16 protein-coding genes are annotated in these 17,052 nt (G+C 36.4%); 6 read left to right on the top strand and 10 right to left on the bottom strand.

Annotation, left to right across the window (positions count from 1 at the left end; genetic code table 11):
* Positions 1 to 284: 284 nt before the first annotated feature.
* The 5 genes from RV17_RS06850 to RV17_RS06830 are packed head-to-tail and all read right to left on the bottom strand — an operon-like array spanning position 285 to position 4,646.
* Positions 285 to 1,358, bottom strand: a complete 1,074-nt coding sequence (locus RV17_RS06850; protein ID WP_071868825.1) for an ABC transporter substrate-binding protein — start codon at positions 1,356 to 1,358, stop codon at positions 285 to 287.
* Complete coding sequence (locus RV17_RS06845) at positions 1,355 to 2,182, bottom strand: ABC transporter permease (RefSeq protein WP_067481553.1); 828 nt, start codon at positions 2,180 to 2,182, stop codon at positions 1,355 to 1,357. Before RV17_RS06845 ends, RV17_RS06850 begins: the two co-directional genes overlap by 4 nt.
* Entirely contained in the window at positions 2,182 to 2,988 is an 807-nt protein-coding gene (locus RV17_RS06840) for an ABC transporter permease (protein WP_067481552.1), read from the bottom strand. Before RV17_RS06840 ends, RV17_RS06845 begins: the two co-directional genes overlap by 1 nt.
* Before the next feature lie 12 nt (positions 2,989 to 3,000).
* Positions 3,001 to 4,086: an ABC transporter ATP-binding protein gene (locus RV17_RS06835; RefSeq protein ID WP_071868824.1), complete on the bottom strand. Its 1,086-nt coding sequence runs from the start codon at positions 4,084 to 4,086 to the stop codon at positions 3,001 to 3,003.
* Positions 4,087 to 4,103: 17 nt separating this feature from the next.
* Entirely contained in the window at positions 4,104 to 4,646 is a 543-nt protein-coding gene (locus RV17_RS06830; protein WP_067481550.1) for a helix-turn-helix domain-containing protein, read from the bottom strand.
* Between the two features lie 273 nt (positions 4,647 to 4,919).
* Between RV17_RS06830 and RV17_RS06825 the strand changes: the two genes are divergently transcribed.
* The 5 genes from RV17_RS06825 (at position 4,920) to RV17_RS06805 (ending at position 8,445) form a co-directional block, all read left to right on the top strand.
* The gene (locus RV17_RS06825; RefSeq protein ID WP_071868823.1) at positions 4,920 to 5,909 is read left to right on the top strand and encodes an acrylyl-CoA reductase family protein; all 990 of its coding nucleotides are present in this window, start codon (positions 4,920 to 4,922) and stop codon (positions 5,907 to 5,909) included.
* Positions 5,906 to 6,652 (top strand): phosphopantothenate--cysteine ligase, encoded by a 747-nt coding sequence (locus RV17_RS06820; RefSeq protein WP_071868822.1) that lies wholly within the window; start codon positions 5,906 to 5,908, stop codon positions 6,650 to 6,652. Before RV17_RS06825 ends, RV17_RS06820 begins: the two co-directional genes overlap by 4 nt.
* Positions 6,653 to 7,204, top strand: coding sequence for a phosphopantothenoylcysteine decarboxylase (gene coaC / locus RV17_RS06815; protein ID WP_071868821.1), 552 nt, complete (start codon positions 6,653 to 6,655; stop codon positions 7,202 to 7,204).
* Between the two features lie 13 nt (positions 7,205 to 7,217).
* Complete coding sequence (locus RV17_RS06810; protein ID WP_071868820.1) at positions 7,218 to 7,853, top strand: ECF transporter S component; 636 nt, start codon at positions 7,218 to 7,220, stop codon at positions 7,851 to 7,853.
* A gap of 460 nt (positions 7,854 to 8,313) precedes the next feature.
* The gene (locus RV17_RS06805) at positions 8,314 to 8,445 is read left to right on the top strand and encodes a putative holin-like toxin (protein ID WP_071868819.1); all 132 of its coding nucleotides are present in this window, start codon (positions 8,314 to 8,316) and stop codon (positions 8,443 to 8,445) included.
* Between the two features lie 294 nt (positions 8,446 to 8,739).
* Here the strand turns inward: RV17_RS06805 and RV17_RS06800 are convergent, their stop codons facing one another.
* A complete protein-coding gene (locus tag RV17_RS06800; RefSeq protein WP_249024353.1) occupies positions 8,740 to 9,414 on the bottom strand; it encodes a glycine zipper family protein in 675 nt (224 codons plus the stop codon).
* A 348-nt stretch (positions 9,415 to 9,762) separates the two neighbouring features.
* Between RV17_RS06800 and RV17_RS06795 the strand changes: the two genes are divergently transcribed.
* Positions 9,763 to 10,398 carry an SDR family oxidoreductase gene (locus RV17_RS06795; RefSeq protein ID WP_067481539.1) on the top strand — a complete coding sequence of 212 codons (636 nt, stop codon included), beginning with the start codon at positions 9,763 to 9,765 and terminating at the stop codon, positions 10,396 to 10,398.
* Positions 10,399 to 10,442: 44 nt separating this feature from the next.
* On the opposite strand, the gene RV17_RS06790 is transcribed toward RV17_RS06795, so the two are convergent.
* Genes RV17_RS06790 through RV17_RS06775 form a run of 4 tightly spaced genes read right to left on the bottom strand, consistent with a single transcriptional unit; the run spans position 10,443 to position 16,973 of the window.
* A complete protein-coding gene (locus tag RV17_RS06790; protein WP_071868818.1) occupies positions 10,443 to 11,609 on the bottom strand; it encodes an EndoS/ChiA family endoglycosidase in 1,167 nt (388 codons plus the stop codon).
* 53 nt (positions 11,610 to 11,662) lie between these two features.
* Positions 11,663 to 12,991: a glycoside hydrolase family 125 protein gene (locus RV17_RS06785; protein ID WP_071868817.1), complete on the bottom strand. Its 1,329-nt coding sequence runs from the start codon at positions 12,989 to 12,991 to the stop codon at positions 11,663 to 11,665.
* Positions 12,957 to 15,593, bottom strand: a complete 2,637-nt coding sequence (locus RV17_RS06780; protein WP_071868816.1) for a glycoside hydrolase family 38 N-terminal domain-containing protein — start codon at positions 15,591 to 15,593, stop codon at positions 12,957 to 12,959. The genes RV17_RS06785 and RV17_RS06780 overlap by 35 nt, the downstream gene beginning before the upstream one ends.
* Positions 15,594 to 15,629: 36 nt before the next feature.
* Positions 15,630 to 16,973, bottom strand: a complete 1,344-nt coding sequence (locus RV17_RS06775; RefSeq protein ID WP_067481531.1) for a PTS sugar transporter subunit IIC — start codon at positions 16,971 to 16,973, stop codon at positions 15,630 to 15,632.
* Positions 16,974 to 17,052 lie beyond the last annotated feature (79 nt).

Genomic DNA, 17,052 nt, shown 5'->3' with positions numbered 1-17,052 from the left:
ATTAATAGATTACAGAAGGGTTAAGTATATTTGCATAGTTTCCAATTACTTTATCCTTCTGTAACTTTTTTAATCTTAGATTTACTAGCCCGTCTCGGGCCCTATTTTACAATGGTTTTGTCCACTTTTCTCTGGTAGAAAAACGTGGTAGAAAAAATAAAATAACACAAAAAAAGCGGCTTTTCAGCCGCTTTTGGTAGAAAATTGGAAAACTCAGATAGAAAAAGGACGATTTTTAGCTCTTTAGAACGTTGATAAATCCCCATTCTTACTGAGTTTTACCATTATCTCCTGTACATCTTGAATTCCAAAAATAAATCATTGTAGATACCCAAATATTTCGGACCAAGATTTTCATAGACTTCTAGATGAGCAATCGTTTCATCTGATGGATAGAATTGTTCATCCCCGGAAATTTCTTTTGGTAATAATTTTTCTGCTGCAGCATTCGGTGTTGAATAGCCAATATATTCTGCATTTTGTGCTGCATTTTCTGGTTTAAGCATAAAATTGATAAAATCGTACGCGCCTTCCGTATTCTTTGCGGTCTTTGGCATCACAATGTTATCAAACCATAAGTTTGAACCTTCTGTGGGAATAACATAATGCAAATGGTCGTTTTCTGACATCATGTCGGCTGCTTCTCCTGAGAAAGTTACAGCAACGGATGCTTCTTCATTAATCATGTACATTTTGATTTCATCCGCTACGATTGCTTTGACATTTGGGGTTAGCTGATTTAATTTGTCTGCAGCTTCTTGTAACTCTGAAAGATTTTTACTATTCAAGGAATAACCCAAACTATTTAAAGAAAGTCCCATCACTTCTCTGGCACCATCAATCAACATCAAGCTATCTTTCACTTCTGGTCGCCATAAATCGTCCCAATGTTGCATTTGTCCAGCATTTAAAAACTTATCATTGTAAACAATCCCCAAAGTTCCCCAAAAATAAGGAACCGAGTATTTATTTCCTTCATCAAAAGCCAAATCTAAAAATCGTGGATTGATATTGTTCAACCCTGTGATTTTGGAGTGATCCAGTGGCAACAGTAATTCTTCCTTAATCATTTTTTGAATCATGTATTCACTTGGAATCGCGATATCGTAATTCGTTCCACCTTGTTGGATTTTCGTAAACATCGCTTCATTTGAGTCAAATGTTTCGTAGTTGACTTTATAACCATATTCTTTTTCAAATTTAGTCAACAAACTAGGATCGATATAGTCGCCCCAGTTGTAAATCGTTAAAATTTTGGCATTGGTCATGCCACTTGATTTTTCCAATTGATGAACGCCGAATAACAAAACAACAATAATCATCACGATACCAAAAAATAAGGATTGCAAGTTTTTCATTGTAGTTTTGCCACCTCCTCACGTACTCGACGATTTTTTTTACCTCGTTTGGGACTATTTTCTTTACTAATAAAATAATAGCCAATCACTAGAATCATCGAGAACAAGAAAACGAGCGCACTCAACGCATTGATTTCTAAGCTAATTCCTTGGCGTGCACGAGAATAAATCTCTACTGATAAGGTAGTAAACCCATTCCCTGTAACAAAGAAGGTCACAGCAAAATCATCTAATGAATAGGTAAACGCCATGAAATACCCCGCAATGATTCCCGGAGAAAGAAAAGGTAAAATGATATTTTTTACTACCTGAAAATTATTTGCGCCTAAATCGCGTGCGGCATCAACCATCGAATCGTTCATTTCTTGTAACTTTGGTAGCACCATCAGTACCACAATCGGAATACTAAACGCAATATGCGAAAGTAACACGCTTTGGAATCCTAAACCAAAGCCCAGTAAAGTGAAAAAAATCAAAAAACTGGCACCAATAATTACATCTGGTGAAACCAATAAAATATTATTCATACTCAACAAAGCTGTGCGTGAACTTCTTTTTTTCGTGTAATAGATCCCCATTGCACCAAACGTCCCGATAATCGTAGCTAACAATGCAGATAAAAAGGCAAGCATGAATGTATTTAATACAATAATAATCAAACGCGTGTCTTCAAAAACTGCTTGGTAATTTTCCCAAGTAAAGCCAGTAAAACTTGTCATAGAGCCGCCATCATTAAAGGAGTAGAAAATCAAATAAAAGATTGGCAAATACAACAATAAAAAAACAATGGCTAGATAAACATATGACCACTTGAATTTTTTCATCAAGATCGCCCTCCTTTTTTCTTCTCACCGGTTAAAAGCATGACCACGAACATCGCAATAATCAAAATAACACCGATCGTCGAACCCATTCCCCAATTTTGGGTGACCAAAAAGTGTTGCTCAATTGCTGTCCCCAAAGTGATCACACGGTTTCCTCCAATCAGTCGCGTCAACATGAATAAAGAAAGTGAAGGAATAAAGACTGCTTGGACCCCACTTTTCACACCATTTAAAGACAAAGGAAAAATCACGCGACGAAATGTTTCTAGATTATTTGCACCTAAATCACGGCTCGCACTAATTAACGATGGATTCAACTCTTCTAGCGCGTTAAAAATTGGCATGATCATAAAGGGAATCTCAATATAAGTCGCAACAAATAAGAAACTCACATCGGTAAATAAAATTTGTTTCGTGCCAATACCAATGAAGTCAAAAAACTGATTGATACTTCCATTGATGCTAAAAATACCAATAAATGCATAAGCTTTCAGCAGTAAGTTGACCCACGTTGGCAAAATAATCAGCATCAGCCACAATTGTTTATGTTTCAATTTGGTCAAAAAATAAGCTGTTGGATAACTAATTAGTAACGCAAAAACTGTAATCAAAAACGCATACCAGACAGAGTTAAAGGTCATCCAAAGATACGTTCCTGAGGTAAAGTACGTAGCGTAGTTGGCTAAGGTGAAGTGCCCATTCATGTCAAAAAACGATTGATAAATAATCATGATAACTGGCGCAATTACAAATAATCCTAGCCACAACATATAAGGGACTGAATAAATTCTCCGCATTGTTTTCATTACACAGCCCCCTTACTCTTCATAGCTTTCTAATCGTGCATCAAAGTCTTCCTCTGATTCGTTGAAACGCATAACATGGATATCTTCTGGTTCAAAAGAAAGACCTACTTTACTTCCTTCTTTAGCTTTCTTCGTTGAATGAACCATCCATTCATTGTGTTGTTCATCAAAACAAATAATTTCATAGTGTACGCCACGGAACAGCTGTGTGTCTACGGTAACAACTAATTTTCCTTTGTCTGGTGTCGTAATATTCAAATCTTCTGGGCGTAAAACGACTTCAACTGGTTCATTGGCACGCATTCCACCATCTACACACTCAAATTGTTTCCCAACAAATTCGACTAAGTTGTCCTCAATCATCACGCCATCAACAATATTACTTTCTCCAACAAAATCAGCAACAAAATGATTAATCGGCTCATCATAAATGTCCACTGGTGTACCACTTTGAACAATTTTGCCTTTATTCATAACAAAAATTTCGTCACTCATTGCCAAAGCTTCTTCTTGATCATGTGTTACAAAAATAAAAGTGATTCCTAAACGTTGTTGCAATTCACGTAATTCATATTGCATATCTGTTCGTAGTTTTAAATCCAAAGCAGATAATGACTCATCAAGTAACAAGACTTTTGGCTCATTAACAATGGCGCGTGCGATCGCAACACGCTGTCTTTGTCCTCCAGACATTTCACTGATTTCTCTCGTTTCGTACCCAGGAAGCTGAACCATTCTTAACGCATCCGTCACTTTTTTTCGAATTTCATTTTTAGGCATTTTTTTAATTTGTAATCCAAAAGCAACATTATCAAAGACGTTCATATGAGGAAATAACGCATAGTCTTGAAAAACCGTATTTACTTGACGTTTGTTTGCGGGAAGATCGTTCAGTCGTTTCCCTTCAAAATAAATATCTCCTTCAGTGGCTTCCGTAAAACCAGCGATAATTCGTAAAATCGTTGTTTTCCCACATCCCGAAGGCCCTAACAATGTATAAAATTTCCCTTGCTCAATTTCAAAACTAACCTTTTTTAAAATTGTTTCATCGTCATAGCGTTTCACTACTCGATCAAACGCAATAATTGGGTTCCCCACTTCTTCATACCTCCAATTTATAAATACGATTTTGTCGCAACAATCAATACTTTCGTCTTGGTCGTCAAATGATTTCTCAACTGATGTTGTTTTGTCGCTTGATAATAAACAGATTGACCTGCTTTTGCAAAATAACTCTTCTCACCTAAGGTTAACTCTAACTCCCCTTCTAACACAAAAATAAACGTTTCGGATAAAGAAGGTTCAAATGTCTTATACTCACCAGCTGACTCAAACGTCAAGAGAACTGGTTCCATTTCTTTTTCATTTGAATCAGAAACTAACCATTCTAATTCATAACCGTTTTCTTCATCAAAATAAATCGTATGATCTTCTGCTGAATAAACGATTTGCAAACTTGATGCTTCTTGGCGGAAAAATTCTTCTGGTGAGACACCCAAGACTTCAAGTATGGAAAAAAAAGTTTCCATTGATGGCGAACTCAAGTCTCTTTCTAATTGAGAAATATAGCCTTTTGATAAATCTGTCCGCTCGCCAAGTTCTTCTTGTGTCAAGTTCTTTTGAATTCGTAAATTTCGTAACTTTTCCCCGATTTCCATTTTTTCCTCCTTCAGAAGTTTTCTAATAGTAAACTTAAAGTTTACAATCACCTGTATTAGTATACGAATTTTGACAAAAAACGCAACCCTTTCTGTTTATTTTTTTGGAGAAAAAAGAATGCGGGAAAAAAATAATTTTACAACTACAGCATAGAAAATTTTTTTCAGAATGCATTCCTCATTTTTTATAAAAAGCTTAGAGAAAGAACTCCAAAAAAAATGATGCGTTTATGGTATGATATAAGAAAATTTTGAGGGAGGTTTCATTTTATTATGGAAACTTTTAAAGCTTTTCAAGTAACAAAGGATCCAACATTTCAAGCAAAGATTATTGAACAAGAACCCATTGAACTAGCAGACAATGAAGTACTTGTTGAAGTTGCTTATTCAGATGTTAATTATAAAGATGCTTTGGCTAGTAGCGAATCTGGAAATGTGATTCGGACTTACCCGATGACACCTGGCATTGATTTAGCTGGAACTGTTATCAAAAGTTCAACTGAACAATTCTCGCCCGGTGAAAAAGTTTTAGTTACTGGTTATGGACTAGGTGTTACTCACCCCGGTGGTTACAGTCAATATCAAGCGGTTCCAAGTGAATGGCTAGTTAAGTTACCTGAACGATTAAGTACACGTCAAGCAATGATTTTAGGAACAGCTGGATTTACTGCTGCTCTTGCAGTAAATGCGTTGTTAGAACAAGGAATGAAACCAACGAATCACGTATTAGTTACCGGTGCTTCAGGTGGCGTGGGTAGTGTGGCAATCGCTTTGCTGCATAAATTAGGTTTTACAACTATCACTGCTTTTTCTCGAAAAACAACTGCTGAATCTTGGCTAACAAAATTAGGCGCAACACAGGTTATTCAACCTACAACTTTTTTACCAGAAAAAACAAAACCGTTAGCGAAACAAACAGTTGATTACGTGATTGACACGGTTGGTGGCGCTCAATTGAGTCAACTTTTGCCTTTGATTTCTTATAATGGTGCGGCTGCGCTGTGTGGCAATGCTAGCGGAATTGAATTGAATACGACCGTCTTACCTTTTATTTTGCGAAATATTCAGTTGATTGGAATCGACTCCGTCAATGTTCCCCATGAACAACGAGAAAAAATTTGGCAATCCTTGGCAGAACTAGCAATTACAGATGACTTGCTGGTCACAGAAATTTCACTTACCCAATTACCAGAAACGATTGCTCAATTATTAGCTGGAACACATCAAGGAAGAACTTTAGTTCATGTAGGTGAAAAAGAATGAACATTTTAATAACTGCTGGTGGCACTACGGAAAAAATTGATCAAGTACGTGCGATAACCAATCATTCGACTGGTCGACTAGGCAAACAAATTGCAGATGCTTTTTCGAACAATCCCGAAGCAATCATTGATTATGTCACTACCAAAAACAGTGTGTTACCTGAACCAAGTGACGCGATTCATCTCCATATGATTGAATCGACCCATGATTTATTAACGATTTTAGAAACATTGTTGCAAGCAAAAACCTATGACGCAATCATCCATAGTATGGCCGTCAGTGATTTCACTCCAAGCCTCAGTTTGTCAAAAGAGCATTTTATCGAAAGTTTTGGTACAAATAAAGTAACTGAAACTTCTTTTGATAACTGGTTGACTCAAACAAAGCAAGCTGACGGCAACTCTGTCAAAAAAATTTCTTCTGACACAGATCAATTAGTCATTGTTTTAGAAAAAACACCTAAAATTATTAGTTATTTGCGGGATTGGCAACCTACTGCGTGTATTGTTGGGTTTAAGCTACTTGTGGATGTCTCAAAAGAACACTTACTAAAGATTGCACAACAGAGCTTGGTGAAAAATCAAACTGATTTTATTTTAGCCAATGACTTAACCGAAATTTCACAAGAACATCATCATGGATACTTACTCGCAGCAGATGGAACCCTTGCTGAAGCTTTTACGAAAAAAGAAATTGCAGACCTGATTGTCGCAAATGTTCAAAAAAATAGAGGAGATGATTAAATGAAAACTGTTCTACTTGGCATTTCTGGAAGTATCTCTGCCTATAAAAGTGCAGATATCACTAACCAATTAATGAAGTTAGGTTATCAAGTCGAAGTCATCATGACTGAAAGTAGTACCCATTTCATTACACCATTAACTTTACAATCTTTAGCCAAACGTCCAATCCATACAGATGTCATGCAAGAAGCAAATCCTAAAGTAATCAACCATATTGAACTAGCAAAACAAGCTGACCTCTTTTTAGTTGCTCCGGCAACAGCGAATATCATCGGCAAGCTAGCAAATGGAATTGCAGATGATCTATTGTCTACTGTTGCACTTGCTTTGCCTGAAAAAACACCTAAATTGATTGCGCCAGCCATGAATACAACGATGTACACAAATCCAATCAATCAGCGAAACTTAGCTGCTTTGAAATCCGTTGGTTATCAAGAAATCGAGCCAAGAGAATCGCTACTAGCTTGTGGTGACTTTGGTAAAGGTGCCTTGGCAGAAGTCCAAATAATTATTGATCAAGTGTTATTACATTTGAATCAGCGAACAACGTAGAGGAGGAAAAGTGATGAAAAACACTAAAAATTTCACTTTAACCGCAATGTTTTTAGCCATTCTGATTTTATTAGCAGTCACACCACTTGGATTTATTCCGATTGGCCCAATCAACGCAACAACGATGCACATCCCAGTCATTATCGCTTCAATTGTTTTAGGACCAAGATTGGGTGCATTCCTTGGTGGCGTTTTTGGCTTCATCAGCTTAATTCGTAGCACAATTATTCAAACACCACTTTCCTTTGTGTTTTCACCTTTAGTCCCTGTAATTGGTACTACTCAAGGTAGCTGGAAGGCATTGTTAGTTGTGTTTATTCCACGAATTTTGATTGGAATCGTTCCCTATTTTGTTTATATGGGATTCAAACGTTTTTCTAAGAGAAACACTTCGCCTGTCGCATTATTTATCGCAGGATTAGCCGGTTCACTTACAAATACGATTTTAGTTATGAATTTGATTTATTTTTTATTCCAACAAGATTATGCGCAAGTAATTGGTGCAAATACCAATGCAGTCTATTCAGCGATTCTGGCTGTGATCTTTACTAGTGGTGTTCCTGAGGCAATTGTTGCGGGACTTGCTACTGCTGGTGCAGCAAGTGTATTGCTTAAATTGGTTAAGACGAACCCTACGCAAGAATTGTAAAAAAAGGTTGTGGCTCCAAGCGTTCAGCTTCGAAAAAATAATGAGCAACTGACAAAAATAGCTTTCCATATTTTTGGACAGTTATGAATTATTTCGAGAAGTTGCTTGGGGAACACCGTGTATGAGGTTGTAAAAGAAGTGCCCAGCTCCAATAAATAAGAATAAATTACCAGAAATTGTTTCTCAAATTTTTGAGTAATTTGGGCTTATTTTGCAGGAGTTACTTCTTGAACACCGTGAATAAGGTTGTGGTTCCAAGCGTTCAGCTTCAAAAACGATCACCCTGAATGGTTAGTCTAGCTTTTCTCACATTCATTAAACAAAATAAAGCAAAAAAAAAGAAAGCCTTCCCAAACATTTACTTATGTTTAGGAAGGCTTATGCTATAATCAAATTTGACAGTGAAGTTGAATGACGGTGGTTACTTTTCGAAAGGTGGTGGTGCTTATGAATGTAAGTACTGGACGCTACGAAAGGAGTAACCTTTTTGTCCGCATATGAAACAATTCAAATCATTCTCGGCTTTGGTATGTTTACCATCGCATTGATTGGTTTGATTATGGCTGTGCTTAAAAACGACAAAAAGAAATAGCCGTCACTTTAGCGAGACGACTAGCTACTTCTTTTTGATATAGTAATGTCTTTGCCACCGTCTTTAGCGGTGAAACTCAAAGATGATTAACTTTACTCCCATTTTTTTATTGTTCATTATGTATTTGATTTTTAATAGTTACTTTCCAAATAGTCGAAAACTATTTTCTTCGATTATTTTTATAGTATTTTATAAACAGCAATATTACTACAAAAACAGTCGAAAAGATCAGAAAATTTCTCATCGGAAACATATACGTAAACTCCTATCAGCTATCTTATAATCATTACATTATCAGATAGCACATTGTGTTTGTGAATCAAGGCTACAAATGGGAAATTCTGCTGTTAACGTCAGTCGAACACCACCTTTTGTTCTACCTTTATTAATCATAGCTTTAATGTCAGCCTGTCCTTGATTACAACGATTACTTAATATCCCAGCTCCAATAATAACACCGACGACAGCCCCCATAACTCCACCAATTACCGCTCCATAGGCTGCCCCATTCACAGCAAATCCTACAGCGGCACCGCCTAAATAATCTCTTAAGTTTGCTAAACCTGCCTTAGTGGTTGCGTACTCATTAATACCACCATTCACAAATTTTTCTGACCATCCATTACCTAATGGTACTATATAATCACCTAGAGTTTGAACTGCATAGCACATTTTGACTTCAGCACCATCATATTTTACTATAAGTGATTGAATCAAGTCTATCGTTTTTTGTGATTCTTCGTGAAGAGCTATTTGTTCTTTCATTTCTGGACTATTGATTTCATTAACAAATGCTTTGTACAAATTATTTGAGTCAAGTATGGTTATCTTCTCTGGTTGAAACATTTTATTTGTTTCTATACTATCATCATTTTCTGAAGCATAGATAACTTGAGAAGTACCTGGGGCTAATATACTCAGTAGCAACATACAAGACAACATCGTAATAATTAGTTTAACTTTTTTCATTTTAACACTCCCCTATATTTTTGTAAACGTTTACAAAAAATATTATAGCATACAGCTATTACTTCTATAATTAAATAACTCATATTATAAGGTAATATTTCATAGTCAGAAAGAATTAAATTGCGCAGAGAGGGTACTAAAAATTTGCTAGACTTTATATAAATATCAGTTTATTAGTTTGTTGGCTCCAAATTAAGTCTAGACTAACATTCTTAGACTATTCAACTCATTTTCTACTTTGATATATTATCTTTCTTTTTCATTCCCTTCCAAGGGTTAACACTGAACATTTAAATAACTTCGTGTTACTATGGGTGCGAAAGAAATTGAACTGAAAGGAAGATTCCTATGAACATTTTTGTTGTCGGTGCCAATGGTCAAATTGGTCGCCATTTAATCGAAGACCTTGCAAAGACTGACCACCAAGTTACTGCTGGTGTTCGTAATGTTGCCAAACAATCACTCGTTGAAGCAAATAACGTTACTTACGTTTCATTTGATTTGACTTGGACAGTAGAAGAAATGAGCAACACTTTTAAAGAAATCGATACAGTTATTTTTGCAGCTGGCTCTCAAGGAAAGAACTTATTACAAGTCGACCTTGATGGTGCAATCAAAACTATTCGTGCAGCAGAACAAGCTGCAGTGAAACGTTACCTGATGATTAGTGCTGTTTTTGCAGATAATCCAGCAAACTGGCCCGATTCAATGATTGACTACTACATTACAAAACATTATGCTGATGAGTGGTTGAAAAATCAAACGACTTTAGATTATGTGATTATTCAACCAGTTACTTTGACCAACGAAGAAAAAGTTTCACACATTCAATTAACTGCGCCTGGTGAACAAGCTGCTAAAACAATCAGTCGCCAAACAGTTGCTGCATTTTTAAGCCAATTAGTAGATACTTCCGCTTTTTCGCGAAAGACAATTGTTCTTTCTGAAGGAACTGAGGAAATTGCAAAGACACTAGCTAAATAGCAAAAAAATAAAGGTATGGCGAGTAGTTGCCATACCTTTATTTTTTATTTCATAAGTGTTAATTCATAAATTGGATCATAGGTGATACTTGCACCGTCATTTACGAAATCATTACTTGATCCTAGTAATACTTTGTTCACTTCATAATTAGATTGCGCAGAATTGATTTTTTCTAGGACTGAATTTTTTATTGGTCCTTCTTCACTTACTCGGTTCCAATGATGAATCGCAATATTTTTCGCTTGTTCTAAAGTAAATCCTTTTGCTTGCAAAATAGCCGTTTTTGTCCATAAAAAGTTTGACGGCACAACATGATTCAAATCATCTTCATTATATGTTCGCCCATCTCGATCCAAAGCATATAAAAACATTCCATATAATTGATGGTCTGCGGTAAATTTTGCTACTTTGTAGATATTACTTGTTTCATAAGGTTCTTTTGTGTCGTACCAACGGTTGTTGTCTTGCTCTTCAGGAAATGTCAAACCTGGCATAAAGCGCTCTTTTTCAATGACATTGGTATAATCATTGATTGCGCGTTGTGTTCGTGTGTCATCCGAGCCGTACTGTTGGTATCCTAAATAAGTGAAACTTGATGCAACATCTTGTAAAGGTGCCAAGTTGGAACCATTTGTGTCGTAAACAAAAACGGTCCCATTATTCGCTAGTGGCCCAATGTATTTCGCTAATGCTTTGATTACACCATCTGAAAGAGCAATGTCTGTGGCGCTTGGGAAAGTTTCCATATCAATATCAAGCCCATCAATACCATAAGCGCGTACATGTTCATCTAGTAATTGATTCGCATACGCATCAAATTCTTGTTCTGTTGGAAACGAACCAGCATAAGGGACTTTTAGCAATTCTGAATAATCAATTGCCTTGGTCAATTTCACACCGCGTGCATGCAGGTTAGGTACATAATGTTCTTTCAATTCCTTAAAAAAAGGTGCTGCTTTTTCTTCTTCCCCTTTTGGTACATAACTAAAGATGTTTACAATGTCGATCCCATAAGGAATATCATCCATTGTCAGCCAATTTTCATCAGGTAAACTAGTGTTGACCCCGTGCATCGTTTTATCGCGCCAAGCTCGATAGTAAACCATCGTCTGTGTTGAATGTTCTTGTTCTTGTCCATGAACTGTTACAGGAATAAAAAGTGTCATAGCAAAAAAAACGAGTGCAGCAAATCCAAACTTCATTTTCTTCATTTTGTTTTCTCCTCTTTTTCTGTAAAACATTCCGTCAAGCAGCATTTAACTATTCATTTTCCACCTAAATTCAAATAGTGAAAAACCAACCCACAATACGTCATATTCGCCCAAGAAAACCATTCTCTCGTATAATTCTCGGGATTATCCACATCAACTCCCTCATGACACTGCAAAGTTCCAGCGTCGTTTTTAGCAATTTGATCAATTTTTTCTTCAACAAAGTTACGATTCGTTGAAGTCAAGCCTTCCATCGCAAGTGAAATTGGCCAGACATAGTTTGGTGGTGTATGTGGACTGCCAATTCCTGCCAAGTAGGTTCCAGAATAATAATAAGGATTTTCTTTACTTAAAATTTTCTGGCGTGTTGTTTGATAAAGCGGATTGTCTTCTTTCATGTAACCTAAAAACGGTAAAGATAATAAGCTAGGAACATTTGCATCATCCATAAATAAATGATTTCCTAAACCATCTACCTCATATGCATAATAACTTTCACCATTTTCGTCATTTAAAATAGCAAATTGTTGGACACCTTTTGAGATGTCTTCTTGTAATTTCTGGATTTTTTGACGTAATACTTCTTGGTCTTCTTTCGGTTTCACTGCTAATAATTCCAGCAATTGATCCAAGATAACTAGAATAAATAGATTTCCTGGAACAAAGTAACCATAAGTGCATGCATCATCACTTGGACGGAAGCCACTCCAGACCATTCCAGTATAATTTATCGGTGTTCCTCTTCCTTCTCTCGCTAAAGTATCTGATGGCGGACAATTTGTACGTTGGAAAAGATAATCTGATGATTCATGGTGCTGTTCCGTAATAAAAGTGTCAATTGCCAACTCAGCGACCGCCCAAAAATCAGGAGTCAAATGTGCTTCATAACCCGTTTTTTTGTAGAGATGAAACGCTAAGAAAAATGGTGCACATAATGAATCAATTTCAAATTTTCTTTCCCAAACTAATGGCGAAATTGGAATATTCGACGTGTCATTACTGTAATGACCACCACCAACTTCTTTGTTAAACGCATTAGAATAAGGATCATGTTTGATATACGTTAATTGTTGCTTCAATACGCCATGAATCAATTGTTTGATTGTCGGGACCTCATGGACAATTTCTAAATATGGCAAGACTTGAAAAGTTGAATCTCTTAGCCACATGGCAGAAATATCACCTGTAGCAACAAAGATTTCGCCATTTTCTCTCACAGAAACCGTATTCGTAATTGTATCAACGAGTGCATGTTGAAATAACTTTGTTGCTTTTGCATCTTTTAAATTGATAGTCATTGCATATTGTTGGATTTCATTGATTAAGTCTGTTTGATTGATCACGTCACTACTCCATTTCTTTTTGATTGAAAAAAATGCCATACGTTCGAATTTCACCTGGCTTGAAAGCACTCATCGGTAAAGTAGTCACATTTTCGCTTACCGAATCAATTACTTTCCCTTCCAAGTTCAGTAATTTTACTTCAGTAGGTGCATCAAAAGAGAGTTTACCTGGTGCTGTTTGTGCTACATCTGTTGGATTATACAAACGTAATTCAATCCCTGTTCCATCAATCGTTGCTTGAAGACTACTAAACACAACTGTCAGTTCATCGATGGTTACTTTTCCACGTGGGTCTTCAATAAGTGATTTTGGATTGACTGGGAAATATTGGATTGGTGTTGTAAAACGATTCAGTTCCTGCGTCTGATAGTCAAGTGCTTCTTGTGTTGTTTCTAAATAGTTGGTTTGTAACTTCTGGCTATCGAAAAATTCATCTAAAACAAGGCTGCCTTCGAACACAACTGTACCTACTAATTGGCTATCTGGTGTTGGAACAACTTTTGTTTGAAGTCCAGAGGCATCTCCGGGTCTTCGCAATGTATCTGGACGTCCCAAGTAGCCCACACCACGGAAAACAGTGATTGCTAATTGCTGCCTTTCGCCGTCGATTACTTGAAAATCTTTCGTACCTCTAGTTAAAAATGACCAGCTTTCTTTTTCATCATGGAGATTGGCAAGATGTAACATTGGTCGCATACTTGTCGGTTCTTCTTTATACCCGATTTCTTTCCAATCAGGTAAATGTTTTTCTTCTATTGGACGTTTTATTATGCCAAATGGTGTATCACTTGTAGAAACCACGGCCTTTGTTTTTGTTGCAATCATCAAACGTAAGCGATGATCAAGCACTTGATTATCCAGTGTTAGATGCACATCAATCAAGTTCGTTTGCTTATTGCATTCCAGAACCATCGTATAGCTGACTGTTCCATCTGTTACTTGTTCTTTTCGTGAACATAGGTCAAAAGGTAATGCCCATTCTCCCTCAATCGTCATTCGACTAATCAAGTCCCCTTGCTCAACCATTGCTTGGTTATGCTGTGAAAAATCAAGTTTTAAGAACCAATCATTAAACGCTGGCGAATAATCATACGTGTCCCCTTCATCGCCACTGTCTTCAAACCATAAGAAATCATGGTACCATTTCTTCAATTCTTTTGAATAAAGGTTCAGTTTTCCTTCTTTCAATTGGATAACATACCAGTCATTTTCTAACTCCGTTGCTTTTGTGAGCTGTGGTACACTTGCAGTTGTTTCTTCGACCGTAAAACAAAGCCAGCCCATTGAAGGTAATGTACACTCGATTGCTACTTCACTTACATAATAATGTTCATCACTCATTGCCTCAGGATCTCTTCTCAAGAGTGCGGCATTTTCTCGTTTTTGACTTAACAGTTCAACTTCAACCGGTTGTCCCTTTTGATCGACTAATGAAAAAGTAGCTGTTTTAGTTGAAAGTGCTACTTTACGAATTGTTGTTAACTCAAAGGGTAACGGATTCCAAAGAAAAACTTGATTGTCTTGTCCGTGATTTAAAGAAATACTTAGTTTCCGCAATAAATAGTCAACACAAGACTGAGCTTCTTGCAATCCATTAACCCCACGCAAATAAATGTCTTGATTTGTTTTATCGCTATTACAACCGCCTGCGCTATCATGAGCTTGTCCTCTAGCAACGATTTTCCATAGACTGGTAATCAGTCCTTGTTTAACAGGAATACCGTGATTTGCTGCTACGACAGATAGTGGTTCTAATTGGTAAGTCAAGCTACGTTCTAATCGATCATAAACCTGTTTCAAATCATATCTAGAAGAATAAATGCCACGATGAATTTTTGAATCAGATGGTTCAATAAATTCTCCAGAAAGTTCAGGAAGTTTTTCTGATTCGTTTTCTAAAGATTTAAAGAAAACCGGATAGTTGCTTTCAATGAATCGAGTAGCTTCTTCACTTTCTTGATTGGCTAAACTGATTCGTTGTTTCAAATCAAAGTCAACTGCTCGTTGGTCGCCACCAACAGGTAACAAATGGGTCTCACTCGGTGTCTGTGTACTGATTTTTTCTGCAAGCTCATCAAATTGATTTTGCTCAACCAATTCCACACCAGCATAGTAACCATTTTTAATATTAGCTGTTAGGACTTTTGAACCATCATTACTTGACCAGTAAAAATAACGGGTATTCGCTTCTCTTGGCATTCCTCGCCAAAATAATGCATGAGAAATATCAAATCCTTGATAAATTTTGGGCATATCTTGTCCTTGTCCAAAAGAATCTGGAAGATAACCAACTCGCATCACGCCACCTAGTGCTTTTGCTTCTGTAATTCCGATTTTTAGATTACGAACAATTGATTCACCTGAGGTAGTCATTTCATCAATTTGTGTAAACCATGGCCCAATAAATAAACGTCCTGCTGTCACAAATTTTTTGATTTCTACTTCTTTTTCTGGAAATAAAGCTAAATAATCTTCGATGATCGACATTTGACCATCTAACGTATAATAATCTAACTGATTCGTTTCTAAAGCTTCCAAAACTTCATCCATATGGAAAATAAATTGAACGCGTGCTTCTTGACGGGTAAAATACCATTCAAAATCCCAATGGGTATGTGCGACAGTGTAAATGTCTTTCATGCGTGCCACTCCTCTATTCTTCTACAATTCATGTTATTATTCAGCTGAATGCGCCATTAATTGATCGGCTGCTCGTTCTTGTCGTTGATTCAAAATGACAAAAGGTGCATACATAATGATGTCTAAGACAACCAATACAAAAGTCAAGATTACTGGACTGATATGGAATGCGCCTAAGACCCAAGTGCTAATAAAAATTGGTTCATTTCCTGAATTCAAAACAACTAATGGTACGACCCAGCCAAGTGAAGTCACCACATAGGCAATTACTGCATTGACAATTGGTACAACAATCCACGGAATAAACATCAATGGATTTAAAACAATTGGTAATCCAAAAATAACTGGTTCATTAATACCAAAGCATCCAGGAATCAATGCTAATTTAGCAACTTCTCGTTCTTTCTCACCTTTTCTCGTAAAAATCAACATGGCGATGATCAAGCCAAAGGTTGCCCCTGAACCACCAATCATTGCATAGACATTCGTCATTGTGTTTGGTGCAATTGAAATGCCAGCAAAACTTTGTGTTTCTGCAAATTTGGCAACATTTTCTAAGAAAACTGGTAACCAAAATGCGGAAACAACTCCCCAAACAATATTAAAACCATGTAATCCTAAGAACCATAAAATTTGTTGTAATAAAATGACAATAATGATTGCAGGCAATCCTGTTCCAACAGTCAACAGTGGTTTAATCAATACTTCAGAAATCATTTGTAACAATGAAACATATCCTAATGATTGGATTACAATGCGAAGAACACCAAAAATCAATAATACTTCACTGATTGGAATCAATGAGAAGAAGGAATCAAAAACATTTTGTGGGACATTTCCAGGCATCTTGATTGTAAATTTGCTTCGTGTAAACCGAGCAAATAAAGCAACGGCAATCATTCCAACAATCAACGCAGTAAACATTCCTTCATAACTGAAGAAAGAAGAAGCAAATCCTTCGATAATTTCCGCCTTAGAGTCGAGATAATTCACATTATTTGGTACCATTACAAAGTAAGCAGATAACGCAAGTAATGTTGCAATAATCGGATTTAAACGTTCATTTTTTTCTTTATGTTTTAGTTCAATTGCATAAGAATAAGCTGAAGAAAAAACAACAATAATAGCAACGATTCCTAATGTAGCATTTCCTAAGTAACCAAATAAATTACTGATATTTGTTAAAATCGCATTATCGATTCCTTGATTTTTAATCAACGCATCGATCTGCATTTTAATTAAATTTGAAAATGAGCCAACAACAGTAAACGGGATGGTGCGGACAAACGCATTTTTTACAGCTTGTAAAATAGTATTGCCTTCAACCCAAGCTGAAACTTTTAACAATGGTTCTTGAAGTTTTTGTACATCAAATTTCATAGTAATACTCCCTTTTCTACTTTTTAGAGAAAACGTTTTCTGATTTAATTATATACAACTAAGATAATTTGTAAACATT

Origin of the sequence: Enterococcus thailandicus (assembly GCF_001886265.1) — a bacterium.
GTDB lineage: Bacteria > Bacillota > Bacilli > Lactobacillales > Enterococcaceae > Enterococcus_B > Enterococcus_B thailandicus.
The sequence above is the reverse complement of the archived record's forward strand: the minus strand, read 5'-3'. Positions and strand labels throughout refer to the sequence as shown.